At 71.3% G+C, this 23,941-nt stretch carries 10 protein-coding genes and 1 pseudogene; 4 read left to right on the top strand and 7 right to left on the bottom strand.

Annotation, left to right across the window (positions count from 1 at the left end; all coding sequences use genetic code 11):
- The first annotated feature begins 82 nt into the window (after positions 1 to 82).
- Positions 83 to 526 carry a DUF1801 domain-containing protein gene (locus tag O7632_RS13355; protein WP_278114464.1) on the top strand — a complete coding sequence of 148 codons (444 nt, stop codon included), beginning with the start codon at positions 83 to 85 and terminating at the stop codon, positions 524 to 526.
- Positions 527 to 714: 188 nt separating this feature from the next.
- Entirely contained in the window at positions 715 to 1,434 is a 720-nt protein-coding gene (locus O7632_RS13350) for a dienelactone hydrolase family protein (RefSeq protein WP_278114463.1), read from the top strand.
- A gap of 371 nt (positions 1,435 to 1,805) precedes the next feature.
- On the opposite strand, the gene O7632_RS13345 is transcribed toward O7632_RS13350, so the two are convergent.
- The 4 genes and pseudogenes from O7632_RS13345 to eccD all read right to left on the bottom strand — a co-directional run bounded on the left by O7632_RS13345 (position 1,806) and on the right by eccD (position 6,118).
- Positions 1,806 to 2,099, bottom strand: a complete 294-nt coding sequence (locus tag O7632_RS13345; protein WP_278120020.1) for a hypothetical protein — start codon at positions 2,097 to 2,099, stop codon at positions 1,806 to 1,808.
- Positions 2,100 to 2,183: 84 nt separating this feature from the next.
- Positions 2,184 to 3,162 (bottom strand): annotated as a pseudogene (locus O7632_RS13340) (family 65 glycosyl hydrolase); the annotation flags it as partial.
- 130 nt (positions 3,163 to 3,292) lie between these two features.
- The gene (gene eccB, locus O7632_RS13335; RefSeq protein WP_278114462.1) at positions 3,293 to 4,702 is read right to left on the bottom strand and encodes a type VII secretion protein EccB; all 1,410 of its coding nucleotides are present in this window, start codon (positions 4,700 to 4,702) and stop codon (positions 3,293 to 3,295) included.
- A 42-nt stretch (positions 4,703 to 4,744) separates the two neighbouring features.
- Entirely contained in the window at positions 4,745 to 6,118 is a 1,374-nt protein-coding gene (gene eccD / locus O7632_RS13330; RefSeq protein WP_278114461.1) for a type VII secretion integral membrane protein EccD, read from the bottom strand.
- 124 nt (positions 6,119 to 6,242) lie between these two features.
- On the opposite strand from eccD, the gene eccCa reads away from it, so the two are divergent.
- The gene (gene eccCa / locus O7632_RS13325; RefSeq protein WP_278114459.1) at positions 6,243 to 10,226 is read left to right on the top strand and encodes a type VII secretion protein EccCa; all 3,984 of its coding nucleotides are present in this window, start codon (positions 6,243 to 6,245) and stop codon (positions 10,224 to 10,226) included.
- Here eccCa and O7632_RS13320 read toward each other — a convergent pair.
- Positions 10,199 to 11,548 (bottom strand): S8 family serine peptidase, encoded by a 1,350-nt coding sequence (locus O7632_RS13320; RefSeq protein ID WP_278114457.1) that lies wholly within the window; start codon positions 11,546 to 11,548, stop codon positions 10,199 to 10,201. The two genes, eccCa and O7632_RS13320, sit on opposite strands and share 28 nt — an antisense overlap.
- A 46-nt stretch (positions 11,549 to 11,594) precedes the next feature.
- Between O7632_RS13320 and O7632_RS13315 the strand changes: the two genes are divergently transcribed.
- A complete protein-coding gene (locus O7632_RS13315) occupies positions 11,595 to 14,957 on the top strand; it encodes an AAA family ATPase (protein WP_278114456.1) in 3,363 nt (1,120 codons plus the stop codon).
- Positions 14,958 to 14,995: 38 nt separating this feature from the next.
- On the opposite strand, the gene O7632_RS13310 is transcribed toward O7632_RS13315, so the two are convergent.
- The gene (locus O7632_RS13310) at positions 14,996 to 22,228 is read right to left on the bottom strand and encodes a hypothetical protein (RefSeq protein ID WP_278114454.1); all 7,233 of its coding nucleotides are present in this window, start codon (positions 22,226 to 22,228) and stop codon (positions 14,996 to 14,998) included.
- Positions 22,229 to 22,561: 333 nt separating this feature from the next.
- Positions 22,562 to 23,770, bottom strand: a complete 1,209-nt coding sequence (locus O7632_RS13305; RefSeq protein ID WP_278114452.1) for a hypothetical protein — start codon at positions 23,768 to 23,770, stop codon at positions 22,562 to 22,564.
- Positions 23,771 to 23,941 lie beyond the last annotated feature (171 nt).

The raw sequence follows: 23,941 nt of genomic DNA, 5'->3' as shown, positions 1-23,941 counted from the left end.
ATCAGGAATCGAGAAGCACCAGCCGCCGCAGCACGGCTAGCGTGACCCTCGGTCACACGCGACGAGGATCAGGAGCGACACGGTGAGCAAGGCAGGCACGGACGGATTCTCCGAGGGCGAGCGCGCCGCCCTGAAGGAACGCGCCGCAGAGCTCAAGAAGGAGACGACCCGCGGTCGTGGTGGCAAGGCAGCGGCCGAAGAGCTCGACGTGCTGTCGAAGATCGCCCAGATGGAACCGTCGGACCGCGCACTGGCCGAACGCATCCACGCCATCGTCACCAGCAACGCCCCCGACCTGTCCCCGAAGCTCTGGTACGGCCAGCCGGCGTACGCGAGAAAGGGCAAGGTCGTGTGCTTTTTCCGGAGCGGACACGCGGACAAGGAGCCCTACTCCACCTTTGGCTTCGCCGCCGCCGCCAACCTCGCCGACGACAGCGGCCTGTGGCCGACGTCCTTCGCCGTGACCCAGCTCAGCGAGCAGGCCGCCGAGACCATCGCCGTCCTTGTCACGAAGGCCGTGAGCTGACCTGCCGGTACGCCTTCGGCCGAGAGCTGAGCGCCGATAGCTGGGGTGGGTTGCGCTACGATCGCTGCGCCGTGCATGACTGCTGCCCGAGGAGGTGAGTCCGATCAACGCTGTGACAGGTCGGGACTCCCTCCCCCGCATGGTCTAGGGAGCGCCCGCACCGGGACTCTCGAAAGGCGCGTACGCGCATGCACACCATCCAGGAAGAACACTTCGCCGTCGACGGCGTACCCGCTGTGCTCTGGACCTCAGCCGGCAGCGGCGCCGACCGTCCGCCGCTGATCGTCATCGGCCACGGCGGCGGCCAGCACAAGACCGCTCCCGGCGTCGTGCACCGGGCCCACCGCTTCGTCTCCAGTGGCTTTGCGGCCGTCTGCGTCGATGTGCCGAACCACGGCGACCGGCCGACCGACGAGCGCTACCAGGCCATCGCCACTGAGATCCAGGCCGCTGTCAGTTCCGGCGGCGACCTGGCCGCCCTGCTCGCCGACTTCCATGCCCTGGTCGCCGAGCAGACCGTGCCGGAGTGGCGGGCCGTCCTCGATCACCTCGACGCCGGGCCGGTCGGCTACTGGGGAGTCTCGCTGGGCTGCGGGCTCGGCGTACCGTTCGTCGCCGCCGAGCCGCGCGTGCGCGCGGCGGTTCTCGGCCTGGGCGGCGGTGCCGCCGCTGCCACGCTGGAGGCTGCGACTCGCATTACCGTGCCGGTCGAGTTCCTGGTCCAGTGGGACGACGAACGGGTGCCCCGGGAGCAGAGCCTGGCCCTGTTCGACGCCTTCGGCTCGACTGAGAAGACGCTGCACGCCAACCCGGGCCGGCACGCCGACCGGCTCCCGGAGCATGAGCTGGACAGCGCGGTCCGGTTCTTCACCCGTCATCTCATGCCGCACCGACCACCGCAGGGCTGATCGACGCCCGCTGCCTAGCGTCACCCGCTCCGGCAAGATCAATGTGAGCGTCATAGCCCTCAAGTTGCGAGGTTGAGGGCTATGACGCTCACATTGATCTTGATCCTCGGCGATGACCACAGCCACGACACCTGGCACCAGGCACTCCCCCGTCGACCGTGAACGGGTCAGCCGCAGTCAGGGTTGGTGGCTGCGGCGGGCGGGACGGCGGCCGTGCGGCGGCGACGGTTCCGGGCCGTGGTCCGGCACGGCAGGCATCAGCCGTACGGCGGGTGCGCGCCCGGTCAGCCGTACCGGCTCACCCTGATGGGTGAGCTCGACGGTGGCCGACGGGTCGGCGTCGGGCAGCTCGTAGCGGACCTCGTCAGCGGTCAGGGTGACCCGCAGTCGTCGCGCAGCACGCCGAAGCCGGCTACCAGCGCGATCCAAGCCCCGGCCAACGCGGCCAGGTGCAGCCCGTCGGTGGTCCGGTCGCCGAGATCCGCCAGGTCGTGCAGGGCGGCCTCGGCGAACAGGTCGTACGCGAGATCCAGGTGCCCGGCCTCGGCGGCGAGCACTGCCTGCGGGCCGGCCGACAACGACGAGTCGCGGACCGTACGGGCCTCGTAGTAGGCGAAGTTGCGGGCCTTCTCCTCGACGGTGAACTCGCCGGGGCACAGCTGCATCGCCAACACCAGATCGGCCTGCCGTCTCCACCAGCAGCTCCAACCCGGTCTCGGCGAGGAAGTCGTCGTCGCCGGTCGCGGCGACGTAGCGGCGTACCGCGTCGGCAATGTCGGCGTTGACGTGCGACGCGGCCGTGCCGGCCGGCCAGTAGCCGGAGCACTCCCGGCCGCCGATGGTCCGCCACGGGAAGGTCGCGCCGGGCAGCCGCAGTTCGGCCGCGCGATCGCGGGCCTCGGCCAGGTGGGCGTGCCGCCAGCGCAGCGCCCGCCGGGCGACATCCGGTTGGAGGTACGTCAACGCCTGCAGCACGTAGCTTCCGGTGTCCCAGAGGACGTGGCCGTCGTACCCGTTGCCGGTCAGCCCTTTCGCCGCGATGGTCCGGTCGCCGTCGAGTTCGACGTCGGCGACCCGCCAGAACGCCTGCACCGCCTCACACTGCTCGGTGACGAGAGCGGCGAAGCCGTCGCGCCCGGCGGTGGCCGCCTCGCTCGTCACCAGGTCCGCCAGGTCCTGAGGAGACGTATCGTCGACCGGCCCGTACTCGTACCCGGCGTACTTGGTGACCGTCAGCCGTTCGCCCGGACGCAGCCGGCCCTCGACGGCGGTTCGCAGCCGGTCGGGGGTGCACTCCTCGCGGACGGTGCAGCCCGCCGGTGCGTCGATGTCGTGGGTCACCGCGACGGCGACCCGCAACCCGGAGCGCTCGGTACGGTGCGTCAGCACCCCGCAGCCGCCGTCGTCGTCGTTGCGGTGCAGCTCGGCGGCGAGCGGGTCGTCGATGATCTCGGCGGCGCGGGGGTCGTCGGCACGGTCCGGGACCCGCTCGTTGGCCTGCACGTCCGAGTAGAGGCGGACGTCGACCGGGTCGTCGCCGAGCAGTTCCATCTCGTACGCGACCGCAGCGACCCGCTGACGGGGCAGCGACACCAGGCGGGTGCTACGGATCCGCACCGGGTGGCCGGCCGGTGACAAGGTGTCGTGTTCCTGCGGGAAGGCGTACCCGTCCTCGGGGTAGCTCAGCTCGCGCCGCTCGTGGAATCCGTTGAGGTAGCAGCCGGGCATCTCGCGGTGCTGGCATCTGCTTCTGCCTGCACGGGCCACAGATACCCACCCGCCTCACGCGGCAACCGCTGCGCCGACCCGCTGACGGAGCGACGTGCAGGGCTCAGTAGGTCCCGTCGGCCGCCGCGACTCAACCGACGATGGGCGCGAGGTCGAGGGCGGGTCCGGTGGGCAGCAGGCTCAGCAGTTGTGGTGCCATCGCCACAGCGTCGGAGGCGTCGTAGCCGAGTGCCAGCAGCACCGCCTGTGACGGGATCGGATACTTGATGCCTTCGTCGGTGACCAGGAAGTAGGCGATGCCGGGTACGTCCGGGGCGACAACCGGACGGATCAGCGCGCCGCTGCTGCCCGCGACCCGTACCCGGTCGGCCAGTCGGCCGTCGGCGGGTGAGCCCGCGGGCGCGACGACGGGGGCGGCGGTCGTCGCCGCTGCCGCCGCCAGCACCAGTTCGGCCTGCGCACCCTCGGTCGCCGGGGTCGCCAGCACGCAGGCGGCCTGGCCGGCGCCCACCGTCACCTGGCGCGGCAACGCGGTGGGACGGTCGCCGCCGGTCCCCGCCGTGACCGGGGCGAGCGCGCCAGCGGGGGTGGCGGCGCTCAGCGGCCGGGCGACGACCGGTCCGTCGGGGTAGGCCGCCGCAGTGTCCGGGTCGGCGAGCACCAGCGCTGCGTCCAAATCGGACAGTTGCACCAAGCCGTCGGCGCGCAGTAGGTAGTACGTCTGGTCACCGGCCACGTCCCGGACGGCGAAGAGCTGCCCGATCCGGGTCTGGTCACCGTCGAGCTGGCGTCCCGCACCACCGCGTCCCGGGACCGCCGGCGGGGCCAGATCAGGACCGGCCGGCACCGCGTTGAGCCAGCTCGCCGCCACCGGCAGCGCGGTGGCCGGGTCGAGGCCGAGCGCGGTCGGAATCCACGGCCTGGTCACCTTCAACCGGGTGCCCCGCCAGATCACGTACCAGCTGTCGTCGGGTGCGCGGGCCAGCACCGCCGAATCGTCGGCGACCTCGGTGGTGTCCGGCAGCTCGGCCACGATCAGGCTCACCAGCGGTGTCACCACGCCGGTGTCGTCGAGTCGGAACCCGGCGCACACGCTCCACGGGCCGTGGTTGAGCGCGTCCGGGTCCGGCAGGCTCTCCGGCGCGTCCGGCAGGCCCAGCGCCGGACCGTGCGGCGTCCCGTCCAGCGACCGACGCGACACCGAGACCAGGTTCGGCTCGCCGCCGAGCAGCAACCGGGCCGAGGTGTGGTTGCGGACCGGGTGCAGCGTCCCGTCGACGTACAGGTAGGTCGCCCCGGTCTCCTTTTCCAGCACCAGCGCGCCGGGCTCCCGCCATGCCGTCGACCCGCCCGGAACGATCAGCCCGAAAACGGCGAAGCCGGCCACTATCAGGCCCATGATGACGGACCCGGCGATCATGCCGAAGGTGGTCCGCTGGGTGGGCACCTCCGGCGCGTCCGGGTCGGCGGTGAGCACCGCCAGGATCAGCCGCCGGTTGACGTAGGCCTGTGCCTGTACCTGGTCACGACGCGCGTACACGGCCGTCCCCCTCGGGCTGCCCGGTCCGGAGTCCGACGCCGATCATCCGCCGATACCGCGTACCGCGCGGTAGACACCCAGCACGTCCATGGCCAGCGGCAGCAGGCTGAGCGCGGCGGCGGTCTGCAGGATGTCCCCGGCCCGGCCCCAGTACGCGGTGAACTGCCGCTGTGGCAGCGCCCGTACGCCGAACGCGACCGCCACGGCCGCCACGACCAGGACCAACACCGTCACGGCCCGCCCACCCGGACCGTCGGCGAATCCGTTGGCCAGCAGCAGCTGGGCCAGGCCCCAGCCGCCAGCGCACAGGAAGGCGAAACGTTGCCCGACCCGGTTGACCGACCGGGCCTCCAGCAGCGTCAGCAGGATGCCCGCCACCGTCATCGCGGTCGCCGCCCACCCCGGCGACCAGGCCAGGACGGTGAGCGTCACGGCTGCCACCACGGCCAGCGCGGTGTAGAGGGCGGTGAGGTAGCGGTCGACCCGGGCCGCCGCTGCGATCAGTTCGTCGCCCGGCGTCAGATCGCTTTCGCGCTGCAGATCCGGCAGGCCCTTGGGCAGCGGCGGCAGCGTGATGCCCGCCAGCCGGACAGCCCGCATCGGCATGAGTCCGATGGCGACGGCGACAACGCACAGCGTCAACGCGGCCGTCGCGGCGGTGGACAGGCCGACCATCGTGGCACCAACACCGGCCGCCACCCCGAACAGGGCAACCGTCAGCACCGCGACCGCGACCGCCTCGCCCGCACCGATCAGCAGGCGGAGGAGCAGGGCGAACCCACCGGCGGCGGCAGCGGCGGACAGCAGCGCCGGAGCCGCCAACGGCTGGCCGGGCAGCAGCAGGCCGGCGAGCACGGCATAGCCGATCGCCGCGCAACCAAGCACCATCGCGGTCGTCTGGTCGGCGAAGGCTCGGGCCACCGTCGCGGCGGCGGCGAGCAGAGCGACCGCCGCGCCGGCGGCGACCAGAACCCCGACACCGGTCGCGCCGGGCAACGCCAGCAACGCCAACCCGGTCGACAGGGCGGCGACCAGCGCCGCGCGTAGCGCCAGCTCGGAGCTGTCGGTCCGCCACTGGTTGGGGCGCGCGGCGATACCGGTGGCGACGCCGTCGATCACGTCGTCGAACGCGGCCACCGGCAGCGGGGTACTGCGGGGGCGGACGTGCAGCGCGTCACCGTCGCGCAGGCCCAGCACCGCCGCCGTCTGCGCGGTGTCCAGGGGCTCCTCGCCGAGTCGTTGCAGGACCCAGCCGTCGCTGTCCGCGCCGGCCAACGTGTGCGGGTCGATGACGAGCCGAACCAGCTCGGTCTGCAGTTCGACCAGGGCGATGTGGGTCGGCAGCGCCAGGTCGGCGCTGCGGCGGGGTCCATGCACAGTCAACCGGCACAGCGGCGCGGCCTCGGTGGTGGCCATCAAGCGACCTCACTGTGGGGACGGAAGACGACGGCGCGAGTCTGCCACACTGTCCGCGGTTGGCGGCGCGGTGGTGCGCCGATGGCCGGTCGACGTGTCGGCTGGGCAGGGAGGAAGACACCAGGTGAGCACCATCCCATTCCGACGACCGGCCCGGCGCAAGGGTCCGGAACTGCCCACCGGCGACATCACCGTGCAGGAACCGCCGTCGGTGCCGGAGTTCCCGACCGGCAACATGGGCATGGTCCTGATGTACCTACCGATGGCGATCGCGTCCAGCGTGGTGATCCTGCTGTTCGTGTCGCCGGGCAACGCGGTGCTGATGTACATGGCGGCCGGGCTGATGGTGGTGGCCACCCTAGGCATGCTGGTCGGGCAGCTCGGCCAGACCGCCAAGGAGCGCAAGCAGCGCATGCGCGGGGAGCGACGTGACTACTTCCGCTATCTGTCGCAACTGCGCCGACTCGTGCGCAAGATGGTGGACCGACAGCGCGAGTCGATGGCGTTCAACCATCCGGCGCCGGACACGCTCTGGTCGGTGGCGATCAGCGACCGGTTGTGGGAACGGCGGGCCCACCACGCCGACTTCGCGGAGGTCCGTGCCGGGCTGGGCGTGCAGCGGTTCAGCGCCCGGATCACCCCGGCCCAGACCCGGCCGGTCGAAGACCTCGAACCGTTGGCCGCGCAGGGGCTGCGCCGCTTCGTCCAGGCGTACACGACGGTGGCGCAGCTGCCGTTCGCGCTGTACCTGCGGGGGTTCCGGGCGCTGCGGCTCACCGGCGACCCCGAGGCCGTACGCGGGTTGGTCACCGCGGTGCTCGCCCAGCTGATCACCCTGCACGGCCCGGACGACCTACGACTGGTGATCTGCGCCTCCCCGCACCGGTCGGCCCGGTGGGACTGGGCGAAATGGACGCCACACACGATGTCGAGCCTGGGGGCGGGTGCCGCACCGCTGTTCTGCACCGACCTGGCCGCGGTGGAGTCGGCGCTCGGTGAGTCGTTCACCGGCCGCAACCGGTTTCAGGTCGGGGCGGTCCCCGCCGCTGACGAGCCGTTCGTCGTGGTACTGGTGGACGGGGTAGAGGCGTCGGCCGGTAACCGGTTCGCCGGCGCCGGCTACCGCAACGCGATCCTCATCGATCTCGACGGTCACCTGGCCGAACAATCGGTCCGTGACCTGCTGCACCTGGAGGTGACGGCGACCGAGGTGACGATGATGGACCGGACCCCGGACGGGCGGCAGCAGCGCACTGTACTGGGGCGGCCCGACCAGCTCTCCACGGCCGACGCGCGGGCGCTCGCCAGGACCATCGCCGCCTTCCGACCCAGCGACAGCGCCGAAGTCGCCGAGCCAGCGACCGCGAGCATCAGCCTGGCCAGCCTTCTCGGTCTCGGAGACCTGGACGACCTCGACGTGCACGCCCTGTGGGCGGCGCGCGGCGGGAACAACCGGCTGCGAGTGCCGATCGGGATGAGCATGGACGGCGCGCCGGTGGACCTGGACATCAAGGAGTCCGCGCTGGGCGGCTTCGGTCCACACGGCATGGTCATCGGTGCCACCGGGTCGGGCAAGAGTGAACTGCTGCGTACGCTGGTGCTGTCCCTCGCCGTGACACACTCGTCGGAGACGTTGAACTTCGTCCTGATCGACTTCAAGGGCGGGGCGACCTTCCTCGGCTGCGATCAGCTGCCGCACACCTCGGCGGTGATCACCAACCTGGCTGACGAGCTCCCGCTGGTCGCCCGAATGTACGACGCGCTGCACGGCGAGCTGATCCGCCGCCAGGAGCTGCTGCGCAGCGCGGGCAACTTCAGCTCCGTGCACGACTACAACCGGGCCCGCGCGGCCGGGACACCGCTGGACCCGCTGCCCAGCCTCTTCGTGGTGGTCGACGAGTTCAGCGAACTGCTGGCCGCGCACCGGGAGTTCATCGAACTGTTCGTCATGATCGGCCGGCTGGGCCGGTCGTTGGGCGTCCACCTGCTGCTGGCCTCGCAGCGGCTCGACGACGGGCGGATCAACCAGCTGGAGACGCACCTGTCCTACCGGATCGGTCTGCGGACGTTCTCCGCCTCGGAGAGCCGTGCCGTGCTGGGCGTGCCGGACGCGTACGAGCTGCCGTCCGCGCCGGGCAACGGGTACCTGCGCTTCGACGTGACGTCGATGGTGCGGTTCAAGGCGGCGTACGTGTCAGGACCGTACGTCCGACCGGTGAGCCGCAAGGGCCGTCCGACGGAGGTCGCTTCCCGCGCCGTCCTGCCCTTCGAGGCGACACCGCGGCCGGCCGGGTGGTTCGCCGAACACGCCGCCGCGCAGGCCAAGCCCGACGGGCCCGAGACGCCCGACATTCCCGAGGGCGAGTCGGCGCTGGGCGAGGAGAGCCTGCTCGGCATGATCATCGCGGCGCTGCGCGACCAAGGGCCGCCGGCCCACCAGGTGTGGTTGCCGCCGCTCGCCGAATCGCCCACCCTGGACCAGCTGCTGCCGGCGCTCGTCTTCGATCCGGCGCGTGGCCTCGGCCCGGACAATCGAGACAGCCGGCTGGCCGCACCGATCGGCGTGGTGGACCGGCCGTTCGACCAGATACGCGAGCTGCTGGTGGCAGACGTCAACGGTCCGGGCGGGCACATCGGCGTCGCCGGCACCGCGCAGACCGGAAAGAGCACGCTGCTCCGTACGCTGATCTGTTCCTTGTCGTTGTCGAACACCCCCCGGCAGGTCCAGTTCTACTGCCTGGACTTCGGCGGCGGCACCCTGGGCGGGCTGGCGGGGCTGCCGCACGTCGGCGCGGTCGCCGCCCGGACCGAGATCGACCGGGTGGGTCGGATCGTCAGCGAGATCGGCGACGTCCTCGCCCGCCGGGAGCGGCTGTTCGCCGAGCACCGCGTCGACTCGATGGCCGCGTACCGCCGGGAGCGCGACGCCGGGCGGTTCGACGACGACGAGTACGGCGACGTGTTCCTGGTGGTGGATGGCTGGGCGACGCTGCGGCAGGAATTCGAAGCCTTGGAGCCGGCGGTGCGCACCATCGCCGGGCGAGGGCTGAACTACGGCGTACACCTGGTGGTCACGGCCGCGCGGTGGAGCGAGATCCACATGAGCGTCCGCGACCAGCTCGGCACTCGGCTGGAGCTGCGAATGGGTGAGGCAATCGACTCCGCGGTGGACATCCGGCTGGCCGCGACCGTCCCGGTCGCCGCCGGGCGTGGACTGACCACGGAGAAGGCCCACTTCCTGGTCGCGCTGCCGAGGATCGACGGCCAGTGCGACCCGACCGATCTGACCGTGGGCCAGACCGCACTGGTGGAGACGGTGAGCGCGGCCTGGTCCGGCCCGAGCGCGCCCGGCCTGCGGGTGCTGCCGGACACGCTGCCGGCCGACACGCTGCCCACGCCGGACGGCGACGTACGGATCCCGATCGGCGTCGCGGAGGGCAGCCTGGCCACGGTCTGGCACGACTTCGACGTGCACTCGCACCTCAGCGTGCTCGGTGACGCCGAAAGCGGCAAGACCAACCTGGTCCGGCTGGTGCTGCGCGCGATCACCAGCCGGTACACCTCGGACGAGGCGAAGGTCATCCTGGTCGACCTGCGCCGCAACCTGCTGGAGTGGCTGCCGGAGGAGTACCGAATCGGGTACGCGGTCACCGCCGCCAGCGCCCGGCAGACCCTGGCGGACGTGGCGCCCGCGCTGCGGGACCGGATGCCCGGCCCGGAGGTCCGACCCGAACAGCTACGCCATCGCCAGTGGTGGAGCGGCCCGCAGGTGTTTCTCGTCTTCGACGACTACGACCTACTCGCCTCCTCGGTGAACAGCCCGATCGACCCGCTGCTCGATCTGCTGGCCTACGGCGCGGACATCGGGCTGCACGTGGTGGTCGCCCGGGGGGCGGCCGGATCGGGCCGTACCGGAATGGATCCGCTGCTGCGCAAACTGGGCGAGTTGAACGTGCCCGATCTGATGCTGTCGTGCCCGCCGATGGACACCCCGGCCGGGTCGCCGGTCAAAGGCCGGGTACTGCCGGCGGGCCGGGCCCAGCTGGTGACCCGGCGCGGCGCCACCCTGATCCAGACCGCCTACCTCCGGGACGGCGCGACGGGCTGACCGATCGCCCGGTCCGGCGCCTCACCCGGCGGTGACCGGTCGGCCGGATCGTCGGGCCGCCGCGCCTGCTGCGCCCGGTGCCGTCGGCGTACCGCCGTGGCCAACGCCGTCAGCGCGGCCACCGCTACCGCGCCGCCGGTGACCAGGTACGCGATGACGGCCGGACGCGGGTCGGCCGGCACCGGCAGGCTTACGTACGGCGGTGCCGGTGGCGAGACCGGGTTCGTTGCCGGGCCGGACCACTCCTGCGGCAGCAGGGTGCTGACCGCGGCGTACGGATCGACGACGCCGTAGCCGTACTCGCTGTCCGGGACCTCGCGGCCCGGCCGGTCCGCGGTCGTCTTGATTCGCCGGGCCAGCTGTGCCGGACTCAGCCCGGGCCGGTAGGCCAGCGTCAGCGCGGCGGTGGCGGAGACGAATCCGGCCGCGACGCCGCTGCCGCCACCGACGAGGTGCCCCGGGCCGCTCACCCCGACGCTGGTGACGTCCGCTCCGGGTGCGACCACACCGAGGTTGCCGCCGGCGGCGGAGTAACCGGCCCGCACCCCGTCGGAGTGCACCGCGCCCACCGCGAGTACCTCCGGGTAGGCGGCCGGGTATCCGATCACGTCGTCATCGCTCTCGATGTCGGCGGCGGCGACCACGAGCGCGCCCCGCGCGGTGGCGTACCGCACCGCGTCGTGCAGCGACCGACTTGACTCGGACAGCACTAACGACACGGTGACGATTTTCGCCCCGGCGTCGACGGCGGCTCGGATCCCGGCGGCCAGCCGTGCGACGGTCACCGTGCCCTCGTCGTCGGTGACCCGCACCGGCAGGATCCGCGCCGCCGGTGCCAGGCCGACGAAGGCCGACCCGGGCTGTGGCCGGGCGGCGATGACGCCGGCCACGAACGTGCCGTGACCGTCGCAGTCGACATCCGGGGCACCCGCGCCAGCGACCCGCGCCCCGGAGGCGACCGCGCCGGTCAACGCGGTGGACTGCCGACTCACCCCGGAGTCGACCACCGCCACCAGCACACCGTCACCGGTGGACAGCGGCCAGACCCGGGTCGGGGCGAACCGGCGCTGCGCCCACGGCAACGACGTCGCGACGATCCGCGACCCGCTGACGCACTGCCGTCCGCTGACGGTTTGTCGCCTGGGCAGGCCGGTGTCCGACTGCAGGGTGCCGACCACCAGCGGCGCGAGTGCCTCGGCGCCGCTCGGGACGCCGTACCTGGTGGGGAACCCGCTGGCGCCGTGCGCCGCGGTGCCGGGAACGGTCACGACCAGCGCCGACAGCAGCAGCGCGACACACGCCGGCAGGAACCGGTAAAGCATGGCCTAGGATCGCACACAGCCGCTCCACGGGACCCGGGAGGAACGGTTGACCGACGACCTCGTCGTCCACACCGGCAAGACGCCGCCGCATGACGACACCGTGCTATACGTCGACCCCGATTCGCCCGGCTGTTACCCCACCATCGCGCGGGCGTTGGCGGTGGCCTGGCCCGGCGCGGTGATCGCGCTCGCCGACGGATGGTACGACGAGTCGCTGGTGCTGCCCGACGGTGTACGGGTGACCGCCACGAACCCCGGCAACGTCGTGGTCACCGCCGCGCCGGGTAGCCCGGCGCTGGCCCTGCTCGGTGGCAGCGCGACCGTCGCCGGAGTGATCCTGCGGCACGCTGATCCCGACGACGCCGCCGTCGACGTACGGGATGGACAACTCGATCTGCTCGGCTGCCGGATCCTGGCGAACTCCGCGGCCGCTGTCGCGGTGCAGGGGGCCGGCGTGTTCAACGCCGACGAGTCCCACTTCACGAACATCGGCGGGGCCGGGGTGATGTTCAGTGACGGCGCGGGTGGCCTGGTCGCGCACTCCCGGTTCGACAAGTTCGGCAGCTCCGCGGTGATCATCAGCTCCGGCGCCGATCCGCACCTGCTGGACTGCGTCATCAGCGACGCGGCCGGCAACGGCGTGTGCGCCACCGAGCAGGCCGCCGGCACCGTGGAACGGTGCCAGCTGCGACGCTGCGTCGGCCCGGCCCTTGCCGTCGACGATGGCAGCCGCACCACCGTACGCGGTTGCCTGATCGACGGCGGCTCCGAGCCGGAGGCCGAGGCTCCCGCCCAGTTGGGCGTCTACATCGGACGCAGCGCCACCCCGACCATCACCCAGTGTGAGATACGCGGCGGCCAGCTCGCGGCGGTGTGGGTCGACAGCCGGGCCACCGCGAAGCTGAGTGTGGTGCGACTCCGGGACTGTCCGACAGACGCGTTGGTCGTCAACGACGCCGAAGGCGTCTTCGAGGACGTCGAGGTCACCAGCGCCGGCCGGCACGGCGTCGTCGTCGACCACGGCGCCCGCCCCACCCTGCGCCGTCTGACGGTGACCGGCAGCGGCGACAACGGGATGCTCGTGAAGACCCGATCCGTCGCCACTCTCGACGACTGCGAGATCGCGACGAGCGGCGGCGCCGCCCTGGCCGTCGACGACGCCACCGTGCGCGCCAACGGCTGCGGCTTCCGCGAGAGCGCGACCACCAGCGTGGTGGTCGACAACGGCGAGCTCACCGCCCGCGACTGCGTGATCACCGAAGCCGCCGAGACCGGGATGCTGGCCCGCGCCGGCGCCGTGCTGACACTGACCCGGACCCGGATACACGGCTGCGGGGCGGACGGGGCGCGCTTCGACGCGGAGTCCCAGGGATCGCTCGCCGGATGCGAGATCTTCGGCAACGAGGGCGACGGACTCGTGGTGCTCACCCGCGACGAGGTCTCGGTCCGCGACTGCCGGCTGGGCGGCAACAGCGGGCAGGAGGTGCGCACCGGCCCCGGCGTCGACCCACGTGGGCTGTTCACCGACCGTTCCACCGGCGACCGTTCCACCGGCGGGGTGACACACCGCCCGCCGAGCGCCCAGCCCGCGCCGCCCGCCGATGCCGGCACCACGACCACGCCGCCCGCCGAACGCCTCGGCGGCGCGTCCGACGACGTCAACGCCCTGATGGAGCAGTTGCGCGCCCTGGTCGGGCTGGCCGGGGTCAAGGACGAGGTCAAGTCACTGGTCAATCTCAACCTGCTCGCCCAACGGCGGCGTACCGCCGGACTGCCCGTACCGCCGATCGCCCGGCATTTGGTATTCTCCGGCCCGCCCGGCACCGGCAAGACCACCGTCGCCCGGCTGTACGGCCGGATCCTCGGCGCGCTGGGCGTCCTGCGGACCGGGGACGTGGTCGAGGTCGCCCGCGCCGACCTCGTCGGCCAGTATGTCGGCGCCACCGCGATCAAGACGACCGAAGTGTTCACCCGCGCGCTCGGGGGCGTGCTGTTCCTGGATGAGGCGTACACGCTCAGCTCCAGCCGGGGCGACGGCCCCGACTTCGGCCAAGAGGCGATCGACACGCTCGTCAAGCTGATGGAGGACCACCGCGACGACGTCGTCGTGATCGTCGCCGGATACGCCGAGCAGATGGCGCAGTTCCTGACCGCCAACCCAGGCCTCAGCTCCCGGTTCGGCAAGCGGGTCGTCTTCGCCCCGTACACCGACGACGAGCTGGTCACCATCGTGGAAGCGCTGGGTAGTCAGCACCGGTTCGGACTCGAGTACGGCACCCGGGAGACCCTGCGGGCGTACTTCGCCTCGGTACCCCGAGACGAGAACTTCGGCAACGCGCGGACCGCCCGCCAGGTCTTCGAGACGATGATCACGCGGCAGGCGCAGCGCCTCGCCGACAGCTCGGACACCGACGAGGCCGCCCTGGCCACGTTGCTTCCCGAGGACGTGCCGCCACCGCTAGCCGCCGCCGCGGCCACCGATGATCTGGCCACCCTGCTGGACGAGCTGGCCGGCATGGTCGGGCTGGCGGCGGTGAAGAACGAGGTCACCGACATCGTCAACCTCATCGCGTCGTCGCGGCTGCGCCAGCAGGCCGGCCTGCCGGTCGCTCAGGTCGGCCGACACCTGGTCTTCTCCGGCCCGCCCGGCACCGGCAAGACCACCGTCGCCCGGCTGTTCGGCCGGATCCTGGCCGCCCTGGGTGTGCTGCGCTCCGGACAGGTCGTCGAGGTGGCCCGCGCCGACCTGGTCGGCGAATACATCGGACACACCGCCCAACGCACCCGCGCCGCGTTCGACCAGGCCCGAGGCGGCGTGCTGTTCATCGACGAGGCGTACACGCTGGCACCGACCGGCGGCGACGGCCGGGATTTCGGCCGGGAGGCGATCGACACACTGGTCAAGCTGATGGAGGACCACCGCGACGAGGTCGTGGTCATCGTGGCCGGCTACTCGGCCGAGATGAGCCGGTTCATCCGGGCCAACCCCGGCCTGGCTTCCCGCTTCTCCCGGCACGTACGGTTCACCGACTACAGCGCGCCGGAGCTGGTCACCATCCTTCGACAGATGGCCGACAGCCTCGGGTACGAGCTGCGCCCGCCCGCCGACGCCAGGCTGCTGGAGCTGTTCGCGTCACTGGCGCGTACCGCCGATCACGGCAATGCCCGGCTGGCCCGACAGGTCCTCGACGACATGGTGGTCCGGCAGTCCAACCGGCTGCGGGGACACATCGCTCCCACGACCGACGACCTGCGGGCGCTGGTGGAGCAGGATGTGCCGACCGACCTGCGCGGCCTGTTCGAGCCGTCGGAGCTGTCCGATCCGGTGCCGCACGACCAGCCAGGGCCGGCCGACACCTCGGCGGCTCGCCCCCGGGCCTCCGACGAGCCGGACCCGGCGGGCGTCTGACCCGGCGGGCGTCTGACCCGGCGGGCGTCGCTTCGCGCTCACGGCATGCCGCTCACCAGCAGCGCGTTCAGCGGGTCGTCCGCCGCGAGCGACGGCACCGTCTGCGGCGAGTCGTAGTCCGGATCGTGCACCTGCCATTGCCCCGCGCGGTGCGACGGACCGGCCTCGTCGCCGGATGACAGCGAGTACGAGAACAGCCGTCCCTGGCTCGGCCACACGTCCCGGGTCGGGGCGACGACCGGGATACCCAACCGCAGCGCGAGGTGCTCCGCGAACGAGTTCCGGCCGCCGGCTCCCGCCTGGCCGACGGCCAGCACCAGCCGGCTCGTACCGGTCAGCCGGCTCGAGGCGCGCAGCCGGTCGGCGAACCGCGCGACGTCGAGTAGCTCGCCGTCGATGTCGAGCAGGCCAGCGGTCATCCGCGCGTGCACCACGAGCGTGCCGGGCGTGGCCGCGACAGTGACCGTCTCGTGCCGCCGGTCGTCCCCCTCGTCCACCGCCGGCAGGTTGACACCCGATGCCACCTGTTGGAACGCCGTATCGGCGGGCTGCGAACCGGCCACCGGCCGGGGCAGCACATGGACGTCGGGAAACGCCGGCTGCCCGGTCTGGATGGTCTGCCCAGCCATCTGTGGGACCATTCCGATCGCCCAGGTCAGCGTCGTGGCGAGCAGCTCGGGATCGTCGAGGGTCGCGGCGGGGACCGTCACCCGGTACGGCGCACGGTCGGTGCCGGTACCGGTCGAGTCCAGCTCGGCGGCGGCCCGCGTGCCCACCGGCCCGGCGCTGACCACGATCGTGTACGGGCGACCGGTCCCCGGGTGGACGATGACGCGACCGCCGGCCTGAACGTCGAACCGGTGTCCGGTACCGGCCACACTCGGTTGGGCGACCGCCGCCCACAGCCTGTCGGTGAGCGTGTCGGAGCCGCGATGCTCGGCGAGTTTCGCCGCCAGGGTCCCGGCCTGCGGCGCGACCGCCTTCGGGTCGTATGTGACGTCGCGCAACTGCGCCAGCCGTGGCCCCACCGGTGGGCGCGTGTCGAGGTCGATGCCGTGCCGGGCCAGCATCGAGGTCCTGACTGCCGCCCACCGTTCGTCGCTGCCGGACTGCTGCTTGCGCAGACCGAGGTCGTCGAGCGCGATCAGCAGCGCGTCGGAGATGGGGTCCGAGTCGCGCGAGGTGAGCTGCGCCGGGCTCAGATGGAACGGATGAGCGTTGTGGTCCGGGTGGGCGGCGTTGTCGTACTCCTCGACCAGCTCGTACAGCCTGTCGACCTCGGTCAGGTCGGCGCCGGTCAGCTGAAGGGTGTCGGCCGGCACCGGACCTCGCGACAACGCCCGCGGTGGTCTCCCGTTGGTGGGGACCGTGCTCAGACGGTCGACGAACCGGCGCGCGGCTCGGCCCACCTTGGCCTTCTCGTCCGTGACGTAGCCGGTCCAGGTACGTGGAACGGGCACCGGCACCGGTGCGATCAGGTTCTGGAAGGTCAGCGTCTCCTGTGCGAGCTCTTTGATCACCCGCACGAACTCGTCGGTCGTCTGGGCCAGGGCGGCGGCTTCGGCGCTGGCCGCCGTGTTCGCCGCCCGCTGGGCGTAGGTCGCCGCGACGACCCGTAGCGCGTTTTCGCCCAGTGCGAGGCCGGCGGTGACGACGACACCGCCGAGCAGGATGAAGGCGGCGGTGCCGCCGGTCGTGCCGGTCGCCGCGACCAGCGCGCCGCCGGCCGCGAGCTTGGACACCCCCGCCGGGACGTGCTTGTAGAGCAGTTGCAGCGTGGCGGAGACCTCCTCCGGCCGTTCGCTGACCTTGTTGGCCCGCCGCTGGGTCAGGATGTCGGCTGTGTCGGGCATGAGCCAGCGCAGACCACTCCAACCCCTGGGGTCGATCGTCGCGAGCGGGTCCGCTGGCGGGTCGGCGGCCGTTCCGAGCAGGTAGTCGATCATTTCGACTGATCTCGCCGCCTGGTACCAGGCATCCCAGGCGGCGACCGTCGCCGCGTCCGCGAACTCGTGCGGCTTCAGCAGGCTCCAGCCGGCGCCGTACGCGAGCCCGTATCCGGCGCCGGCACCCAGGTTGACGGTGGCCAGTTCGATCGCGGAGTTGCCGATCACGGCCAGCGCCAGCGAGGGTACCGTCGAAGCGGTCTGCTGACTCCCGACCCGTACCGCGTTGTGCCAGGCCAGTGGCGCTCCTAGCGGGATCCCCCGGGCCACCGGGTCGTAGGTGGTGCCGGATTGCTGCCCCTTCTTCCGGTTCATCGGCCGCCGTCTGGCCGTCATGTCGGCGACCCGCGCGTCGACTTCGTCCTTGAGCGCGTCCCTGATCAGCGCCAGATCTCTCCTGGCTTCCGTCAGGTGCTGCGCGAGCGCGGTGTCGGCCGCGACCAGTGGCTGCGACAGATCGTCGACGACCGGCTTCGGTCCGAGCCGGCCGACCAGCTCGCGTAGCCGGTAGTAGACGCCCGCCACCCCGATGTTGCGGAAGTGGTCCGGGCTGAGCTTCGCCAGCCGCTGACGCCGGTCCTTCGCTTCTGCCTCGGACCGGTCGTAGATGTAGTCGGCGAACGCCTGCGCGAGGTTGGACCCGACGGTGACGCCTCCGCCGTAGACGGGCACCAGGCCGACACTCGGGCCGCCCGCCAGGCCGAGCACCAGAGCGTTCACTGAGGACTGGGCGATTCCGGCTGGCGATCGCTTCACCAACTGCGGCCCGCCGTAGCCGTAGTGGGGTGGTTCGAGCAGCTTGAGCGCTGGCTTTTTCGCGAGCTCCGCTGGCGTGGACAGCACCGACTTCGGCGGTCCGGCGGTGGTCATCGCGCTGGAGCTGGCGTCGGAGACCGACTGGACGCCCTGCTGACCGACCGTCGCCGCCACGCTGGCGTACGTCAGATAGGGTGCCCGCTCGGCCAAGGTGCTCGATGCCATCGTGTACGCCACGGAGGCGATCGCGCTCGTGCCGCGTCGTGCGAGGTGCAGCCCCAACGACGCCTGACCCGAGACGGGACGGCGGACCGGTTGCGGTGTCTCGTGCAGCGCCGACCGTACCGCCTCCATGATCGTCGGGTTGGCCGATTCGGCAGGCAGCCGCGCGATCTCGCGCAGCCCCTTCTCGATCCGGTCCAGAGCTCGGGCCGACACCTGCTCGTCGATGGTCTGCAACCGCAGCGTGGACCGGAAGGTGACCGACATCAGGGTGATCTGACCCGTCGTGAGGTGTCGGTTCCGGCCGAAGAGCCGCCGGGTGAGGTCACTGCCCGTCCGCGACAACGCACTGCGTTGCCGGAAGTGCCGCATCAGGGTGCGGTACTGCTCGGCGAGCCCGATCTCGGGGTGACCGGTGGTCAGCTCGGCGATCACGCCGGCGAGGTCCACTTCGATCGCGAGTTTGCTGGCGTCGCGACGTACCGTGACGACCCGGCCGGTCCCGGCGCCCACCAGCCACACCGCCCGTCGACTGGGCAGGTGCGGCGGGTCGCTCGCGGCGGCGGCGACCACGCTGACCACGTACCGGCTGATGTCGGCGTCGGTCAGCGGCCCATCCGGCTCTGGTCGTTTCGCCACCAGGAGCAGGTTCACGCCCGCCGGGTCGTTCTTGTCCTTCGGTTGCAGCTGGACGCCCCGCACCAGGGTCGAGTGAAACCGGTACCGACTCGCGGCGTTGGCGACCGACTCCAGTGTCTCCTTCTCCGACCGCTCCGACCTGGTGTCGAAGAGCCTGGCCATGAGCAGGTCGCCAACGGAAGGACTGGTGTCGTCGTGTCCGGCAGGCGGGGTCACCGACGGTAGGCTGCCCAGCAGTCGCCGCAGTGCCCAGGCCCGCCGTGGCCCGCCGGGCTGGTCCGGCAGCGCGCCGAGAGCCGTGAGCCCGGCCATCAGTTGGGTGGCCGGCTTGGCCGCGTCCTGTGCGTGGGACGACCTGGCCAGGTGGTGCAGGGAATGCGCCACCCCGGCCAGCAGGGCGTGATCAGCCGAGCCGAGCAGGCGGGGGCGGCCGCTGGTGTCGGTGCCATCCTGATGTCTGCTCCCTCGATGCAGCTGCGTCCGGCCCACGCGATGGATCGTGGTCTTACCGGTTCGGGCGATTTCGGTGCCGACCCGTACGAGGGCCGTGGCGATCTCGTGTGCCGTCGCGCCGGGAGGCATCCGGAGGGTAGGTTGCCGGCGGCCCGGCTCGATCAGGGTGACCGCGGTCGGCGTCAGCACGGGGGTGGACAGGTCGATGGCGACGGCGACCGTCTTCGACCCGCTTCGGAAGACGACCGTCTGGTCGGCGGCACGGTGTTCGATCGACCACGCCCGCCCACCGGACCGCTGCGGGGCGTCCCGCACCTGCCGCACCGCCGCCGTCACGACGTCCTCGGGGTCCGCCTGTTCCGATGTGTGATCCGTCGACGCCGGCTCTACCATGGTGCCGGTCTGAGCCGCCGCCGGTACGGTCACCGCGAATTCCATGACGTCGTCGGTGACCTCGTCAGCATCTCTGGTGTCGAGGATCACCGTCTCGACCGCGTGTAGCGTCCCGACCGTCTCGACCGCGTGTAACGTCCCGACCGTCTCGGTCCGCTGGATGGTCTCCCTAGTCTCGGTCGTCTCGGTCGTCTCGACTGCCTCCACGATCGCGGCCGTCGCGGCCACCTCCACGGTCTCGGCCGTTCCCACGGCCGCCTGGGTCGGCGCGGAGTCGTCGCCAGTGGTGAGGTCCGGGGCCACCGTCGGCACCGAGCTCAGCGTCACCAGGCGCGGTCGCGGGTCGCCCTGCGCGGAGGAGACCGGTTCCGATTCGGGTACGGGCCGAGCCACGACTGTCAGGAACGGCACCTCGCCGTCCACTCCGTCGTTGACGACGTCCCACCCGTCGCCGTCCGGATCACCCGGGGTGAACAACCGCCACGACACCCCGCCCCCGGTGAACACCTCACCATCCGCACGTACCGACACCGCCGTCTCCGGTGCCAGCACGTCCCGACCCAGCGCTGTCGCGAGCCGCCCCGCGAACGTCTCCACCGACCGACCGTCGACCCCGACGCCCCGCGCCGCCGACGCACACGCCACCAACGTCACCGTCGACCCCGCCACTGCCCCGCCGATCAGAACCGCGAGCTGTTCCGGCGACACCCCCCGCCACCGCACCCCCGATCCAGCCTGAACCGGCACCCACGCCAACCCATCCTGTACGTGCACCGCCACCACGCCATCACTGCCGACGGGTCCACTAGACCATCCCTCGACGAACCAGGCTGCCTCGTCCCCGGTCAGGAAGGCCACCCCTGCGTCCAGCACGGTCGACGTCACCGGCAGACCATCCACCAGCCACCCGTCACCGCCCGCCGTCACCGACGACGCCGAGACACCCGACGCACTCAGCATGACCTGCCGCGCGGGCCCGAACACTGTGGTCTTCGCCCGAGCCGCCAGCGTGGGGTCCTTCATCGCCCGGGCCTTGACCGACCGTTGCGGGGCTTTCGCCGGGGTATGGAGTGGGCTTGCCGAACGGGTCCCCGGTGCCGTCCCGTTGGTTCCTTCTGATGTGGCTGTCGTCGCGGTGGTTCCGCCCGGCGAGGTCCCGTCTGATCGTTCCTGCTGCGGACCGGTCACGACCGCGCTGGCCGGAGTGTCGACGACACCCGACCCGGACGCCGTGCTGACCGCCAGCGGGTGCTGGGCGTCCAACGACCCGGAGTCGCCGACGGCGACCTGGGACGCCGAGTCGGCGCTGGCCGGTCCCGGCTCGGCAGCCGACGTTCCGGCGCCCACGCCGACGTCGGGCAGACCGGTGATCTGGTCCACTGGCTGCGTGGACGCCGCCGAAGAGTCCCCGGTCGGGAAGATGCTGGTGGAGCCGACGCTAGTGGAGCCGCCGCCGGTGGAGCCGGTGACGGTGGAGCCGGTGACGGTGGAGCCGGTGACGGTGGAGCCGGTGACGGCGGAGCCGGTGACGGTGGAGCCGGTGACGGTGGAGCCGGTGACGGCGGAGCCGGTGACGACCGAACCAGTGCCGGTGGACCAGTCTCTTGTCGACTCCGGACCGCCGAACCGGGCGGGCGTGTACTGGCCCGCCGGGTCGGGCACCTGACTCGGTGGACTCGTGCCGTTCGGCGTGTCGGCGAGGGCAGGGGGACGCGTCGCGCCCGACCACGCGTCCGCACCGGCCGGTTCCGACGGTGGTGAGATGAGAGATCCGCTCGATGTATCCATCGATGCCTGCCCCGGGTCGCGCAATGTCGGGTCCGGGACCGGCTGCGGAAATCCGCTCCCGCCGGCCCGGTCCTGGGCAGGTGGTGAATCCAGCGCGGTAGACCGCTCGAAACCAATCCGCACCAGCGACGGCTCGCTCGATCCGACCAGGTCGCCGGTCGGCGGTGTCACCGGATCACCGTCGCCACCATCGCCACCATCGCCACCATCGCCGCCATTGCCGTCGGCCGCGCGGCTCGGTAGCCGTAGGTTGGCGGGCCCGAGTTGCCCACCCAACCCCTCGAACGCTCCACCCACCCCACCCGCCGTGAACGAGAACGGGTTCACCTGCCCGGTCAGCATGAGCTCGGTCAACAACTCGTTCGTTCCGCCACCCAGAACGTCGCCAAGAAAACCACCACCGTCCCGACCCAACCCACCACGCCCCAACCCGATACCCGCCCCGAACAACGCCGACAACCCACCCGTCTTCGCCGCAGCCTCCGTCAACGACGCATCCCACACATCCCGACCGCCCGTCAAAAACTGCAACTTCTGCACCAACACATCCATCGCCACCTGCATCCCCAGCACCACCACCGCCCCACTCGCCAACTCCACCACCAACCGACGACGCACCTGCCCGATCACCGCCCGCCGCGCCGCCGTCCGCGCCGCGAACTGCGGCAACAAACCCGGGTACAACCAACTCCACGCCACCGTGAAAGCAAACTCCGCCAGCGTCTCCACCAAATCAGCGATCAACATCCACTTGAAATACTCAACCAACGTCGCCGTATCCCGCGAATACCTCCCCAACCCCCGCAACTGCGACCCCAACTGATCGAAATACGCCGGCGGACTCGACGTGTACTGCCCGAACGTCCGCTCCATAGCATCCACCGCCGCACCCGAACCCGCCCGCCGCGCAGCCGCCAACACACGCACCGCGTACTCCGCCAACACATCCACATCACCAGCAGCACCCACCAAATCACGACCAAACGCCCGCAGCTCACGCTGATCACCCGTCGGATACGGCTCACCAAAGAAGAACTGCACCAACCCCTGGGCCGTCGCATCCAGCTCGCTCACAACCACGAGTCCACCACTCGGCCACCAGCACTCTCGACGGCCACGAGGTTTCTGTATCAATTCATATATGTTTCCGATATGTAAATTAGCTCGATCTTGGCGTACCTGATTCGTCGCACGAGCTGGCGCATTCACGACTCACCGGAATTCGGAAACGTTACGACCCATACATGACGACGCGACAAAACACACAGACCAGATCACCGGAGCCGAATAATTGTTTCAAATCATATAATCCAGCGTTTGCGTCGGCTTTACCGCAGGGCCATTACGGTCACTAGAGCAGGGATCGCTGTCGCATCGGAGATGCGTGGAAGGGGCTCTAGTTGTCGACTACCGCCGGATCGGCCCGGCCAGCCGGGACAACAACTCTGGTGACACCACCCGGGTCCGTGCTTTGACCTGCTCGGGAAACCGACCCAGCAGCCCGGCCAGGACGGGCCGAACACCGTCCGACGGCTGCCCCGGCACACCCGCCACCACGGTGAGCCACCGCGGATCCCAGGGAATCTGGGCCACCTGCTCGACGCTGGCAGGCGCATCCAGATGACGAATCCACAAGCCGAAGTGGGTCTGTTCCACCAGCCACGGTTCGCGCAGCGCCCACACCCGGTCAGCCACCGACGGGACGTCCGCTAACAGCGGAGTTGGCTCGACAGGAACCGGTGGGCCCTCCGGGCCACACCGCACCCGGCTGCTCGCGGGCCACCACAACGGCGAGCCGTCGTCCTCGGTGACCAGGGTCCGACGCACCCCGTCCGAACCGATCGCGGGGATGCCGTTGGACAGGTAAACCGGCCGGTCCCAGCGACGGGCGAGTTCGCCAGCCACAACACCCGCACTCCGGGCACCTGATCCGTACGGTGCCACCAACAGCCGATCACGCGCCGCCGGCGGCAGGTCGACCAGCGCTGACACCACCGCCTCAGGATCGGGGCGTGTTCCGGCCGCCGAGCCCACGATGAGCGTGCACAGTTCGGCGTCGAGCGGGACGCAGAACGCCAGATCGTCCAACCGTGGCGCGGAGCCATTGCCACCGGTCGACGCCCAAAGCCCGGCCGGGACTTCGACGACCGTCACCCCGCCACCCCGGTCACCCATGAGGCGGGCCGCTGCCTGCGCCCATGGCGGCTCCGGAAACCGTGCCCCCAACGGCACCACCGTGCCATCCGGACTGAACCGCACCCATCGTCCCGACTCGCCGGTCGGCTGCGTGCCCTGCCCGGACGGCGCCACGACGAAGGCGCTGCCTCCCGGTATCAGCAGCACCTGTCCGTCCGGCGCGATCACATCGGCCCGTAGCCGCTCAGCCAGCAGTCGCGCGGTCGACTGCCCGTCGCCCTCCTGCGGTGCGCCGGCGTTGGAGACCGCCAGCCGGACTGCGACGCCCTTGGGCGCCGAGGCCGCGACAGCCTCGGCCAGCCACCGCCAGTCTCGAGCGTTGGTCAGCAGGCTGACCACGGTCACGACACCCGGTTCGACCGGAAGGTCGGTGGCGATCGTCGCCACGGCACAGCCTGGATCCGGGCCGACCAGCAGCACGCCGTCGCTTATCCACTCCGATCTCGGCTGTTCCGACCGACGCACACCCGCGCTGGTGTCCCACGTCGTGGCAGCCCGGCCCTGCTCCCCCGCTCGTCGGCCACCGTCCGATTCCCGTGCCCGGGCTGCCGGCTCTGCCCCGCTTCGTCGCCCCAGCCACCGCGTCACCCA

This window comes from Solwaraspora sp. WMMD406, assembly GCF_029626025.1.
Taxonomy (GTDB): domain Bacteria; phylum Actinomycetota; class Actinomycetes; order Mycobacteriales; family Micromonosporaceae; genus Micromonospora_E.
The sequence above is the reverse complement of the archived record's forward strand: the minus strand, read 5'-3'. Positions and strand labels throughout refer to the sequence as shown.

What these genes read in the sequence shown, in the direction of transcription:
- O7632_RS13350 (WP_278114463.1), top strand. Translation starts at nt 715, where the DNA reads ATGCACACCATCCAGGAAGAACACTTCGCCGTCGACGGCGTACCCGCT.
- O7632_RS13345 (WP_278120020.1), bottom strand. Translation starts at nt 2,099, where the DNA reads ATGCAGCTGTGCCCCGGCGAGTTCACCGTCGAGGAGAAGGCCCGCAAC.
- O7632_RS13320 (WP_278114457.1), bottom strand. Translation starts at nt 11,548, where the DNA reads ATGCTTTACCGGTTCCTGCCGGCGTGTGTCGCGCTGCTGCTGTCGGCG.
- eccD (WP_278114461.1), bottom strand. Translation starts at nt 6,118, where the DNA reads ATGGCCACCACCGAGGCCGCGCCGCTGTGCCGGTTGACTGTGCATGGA.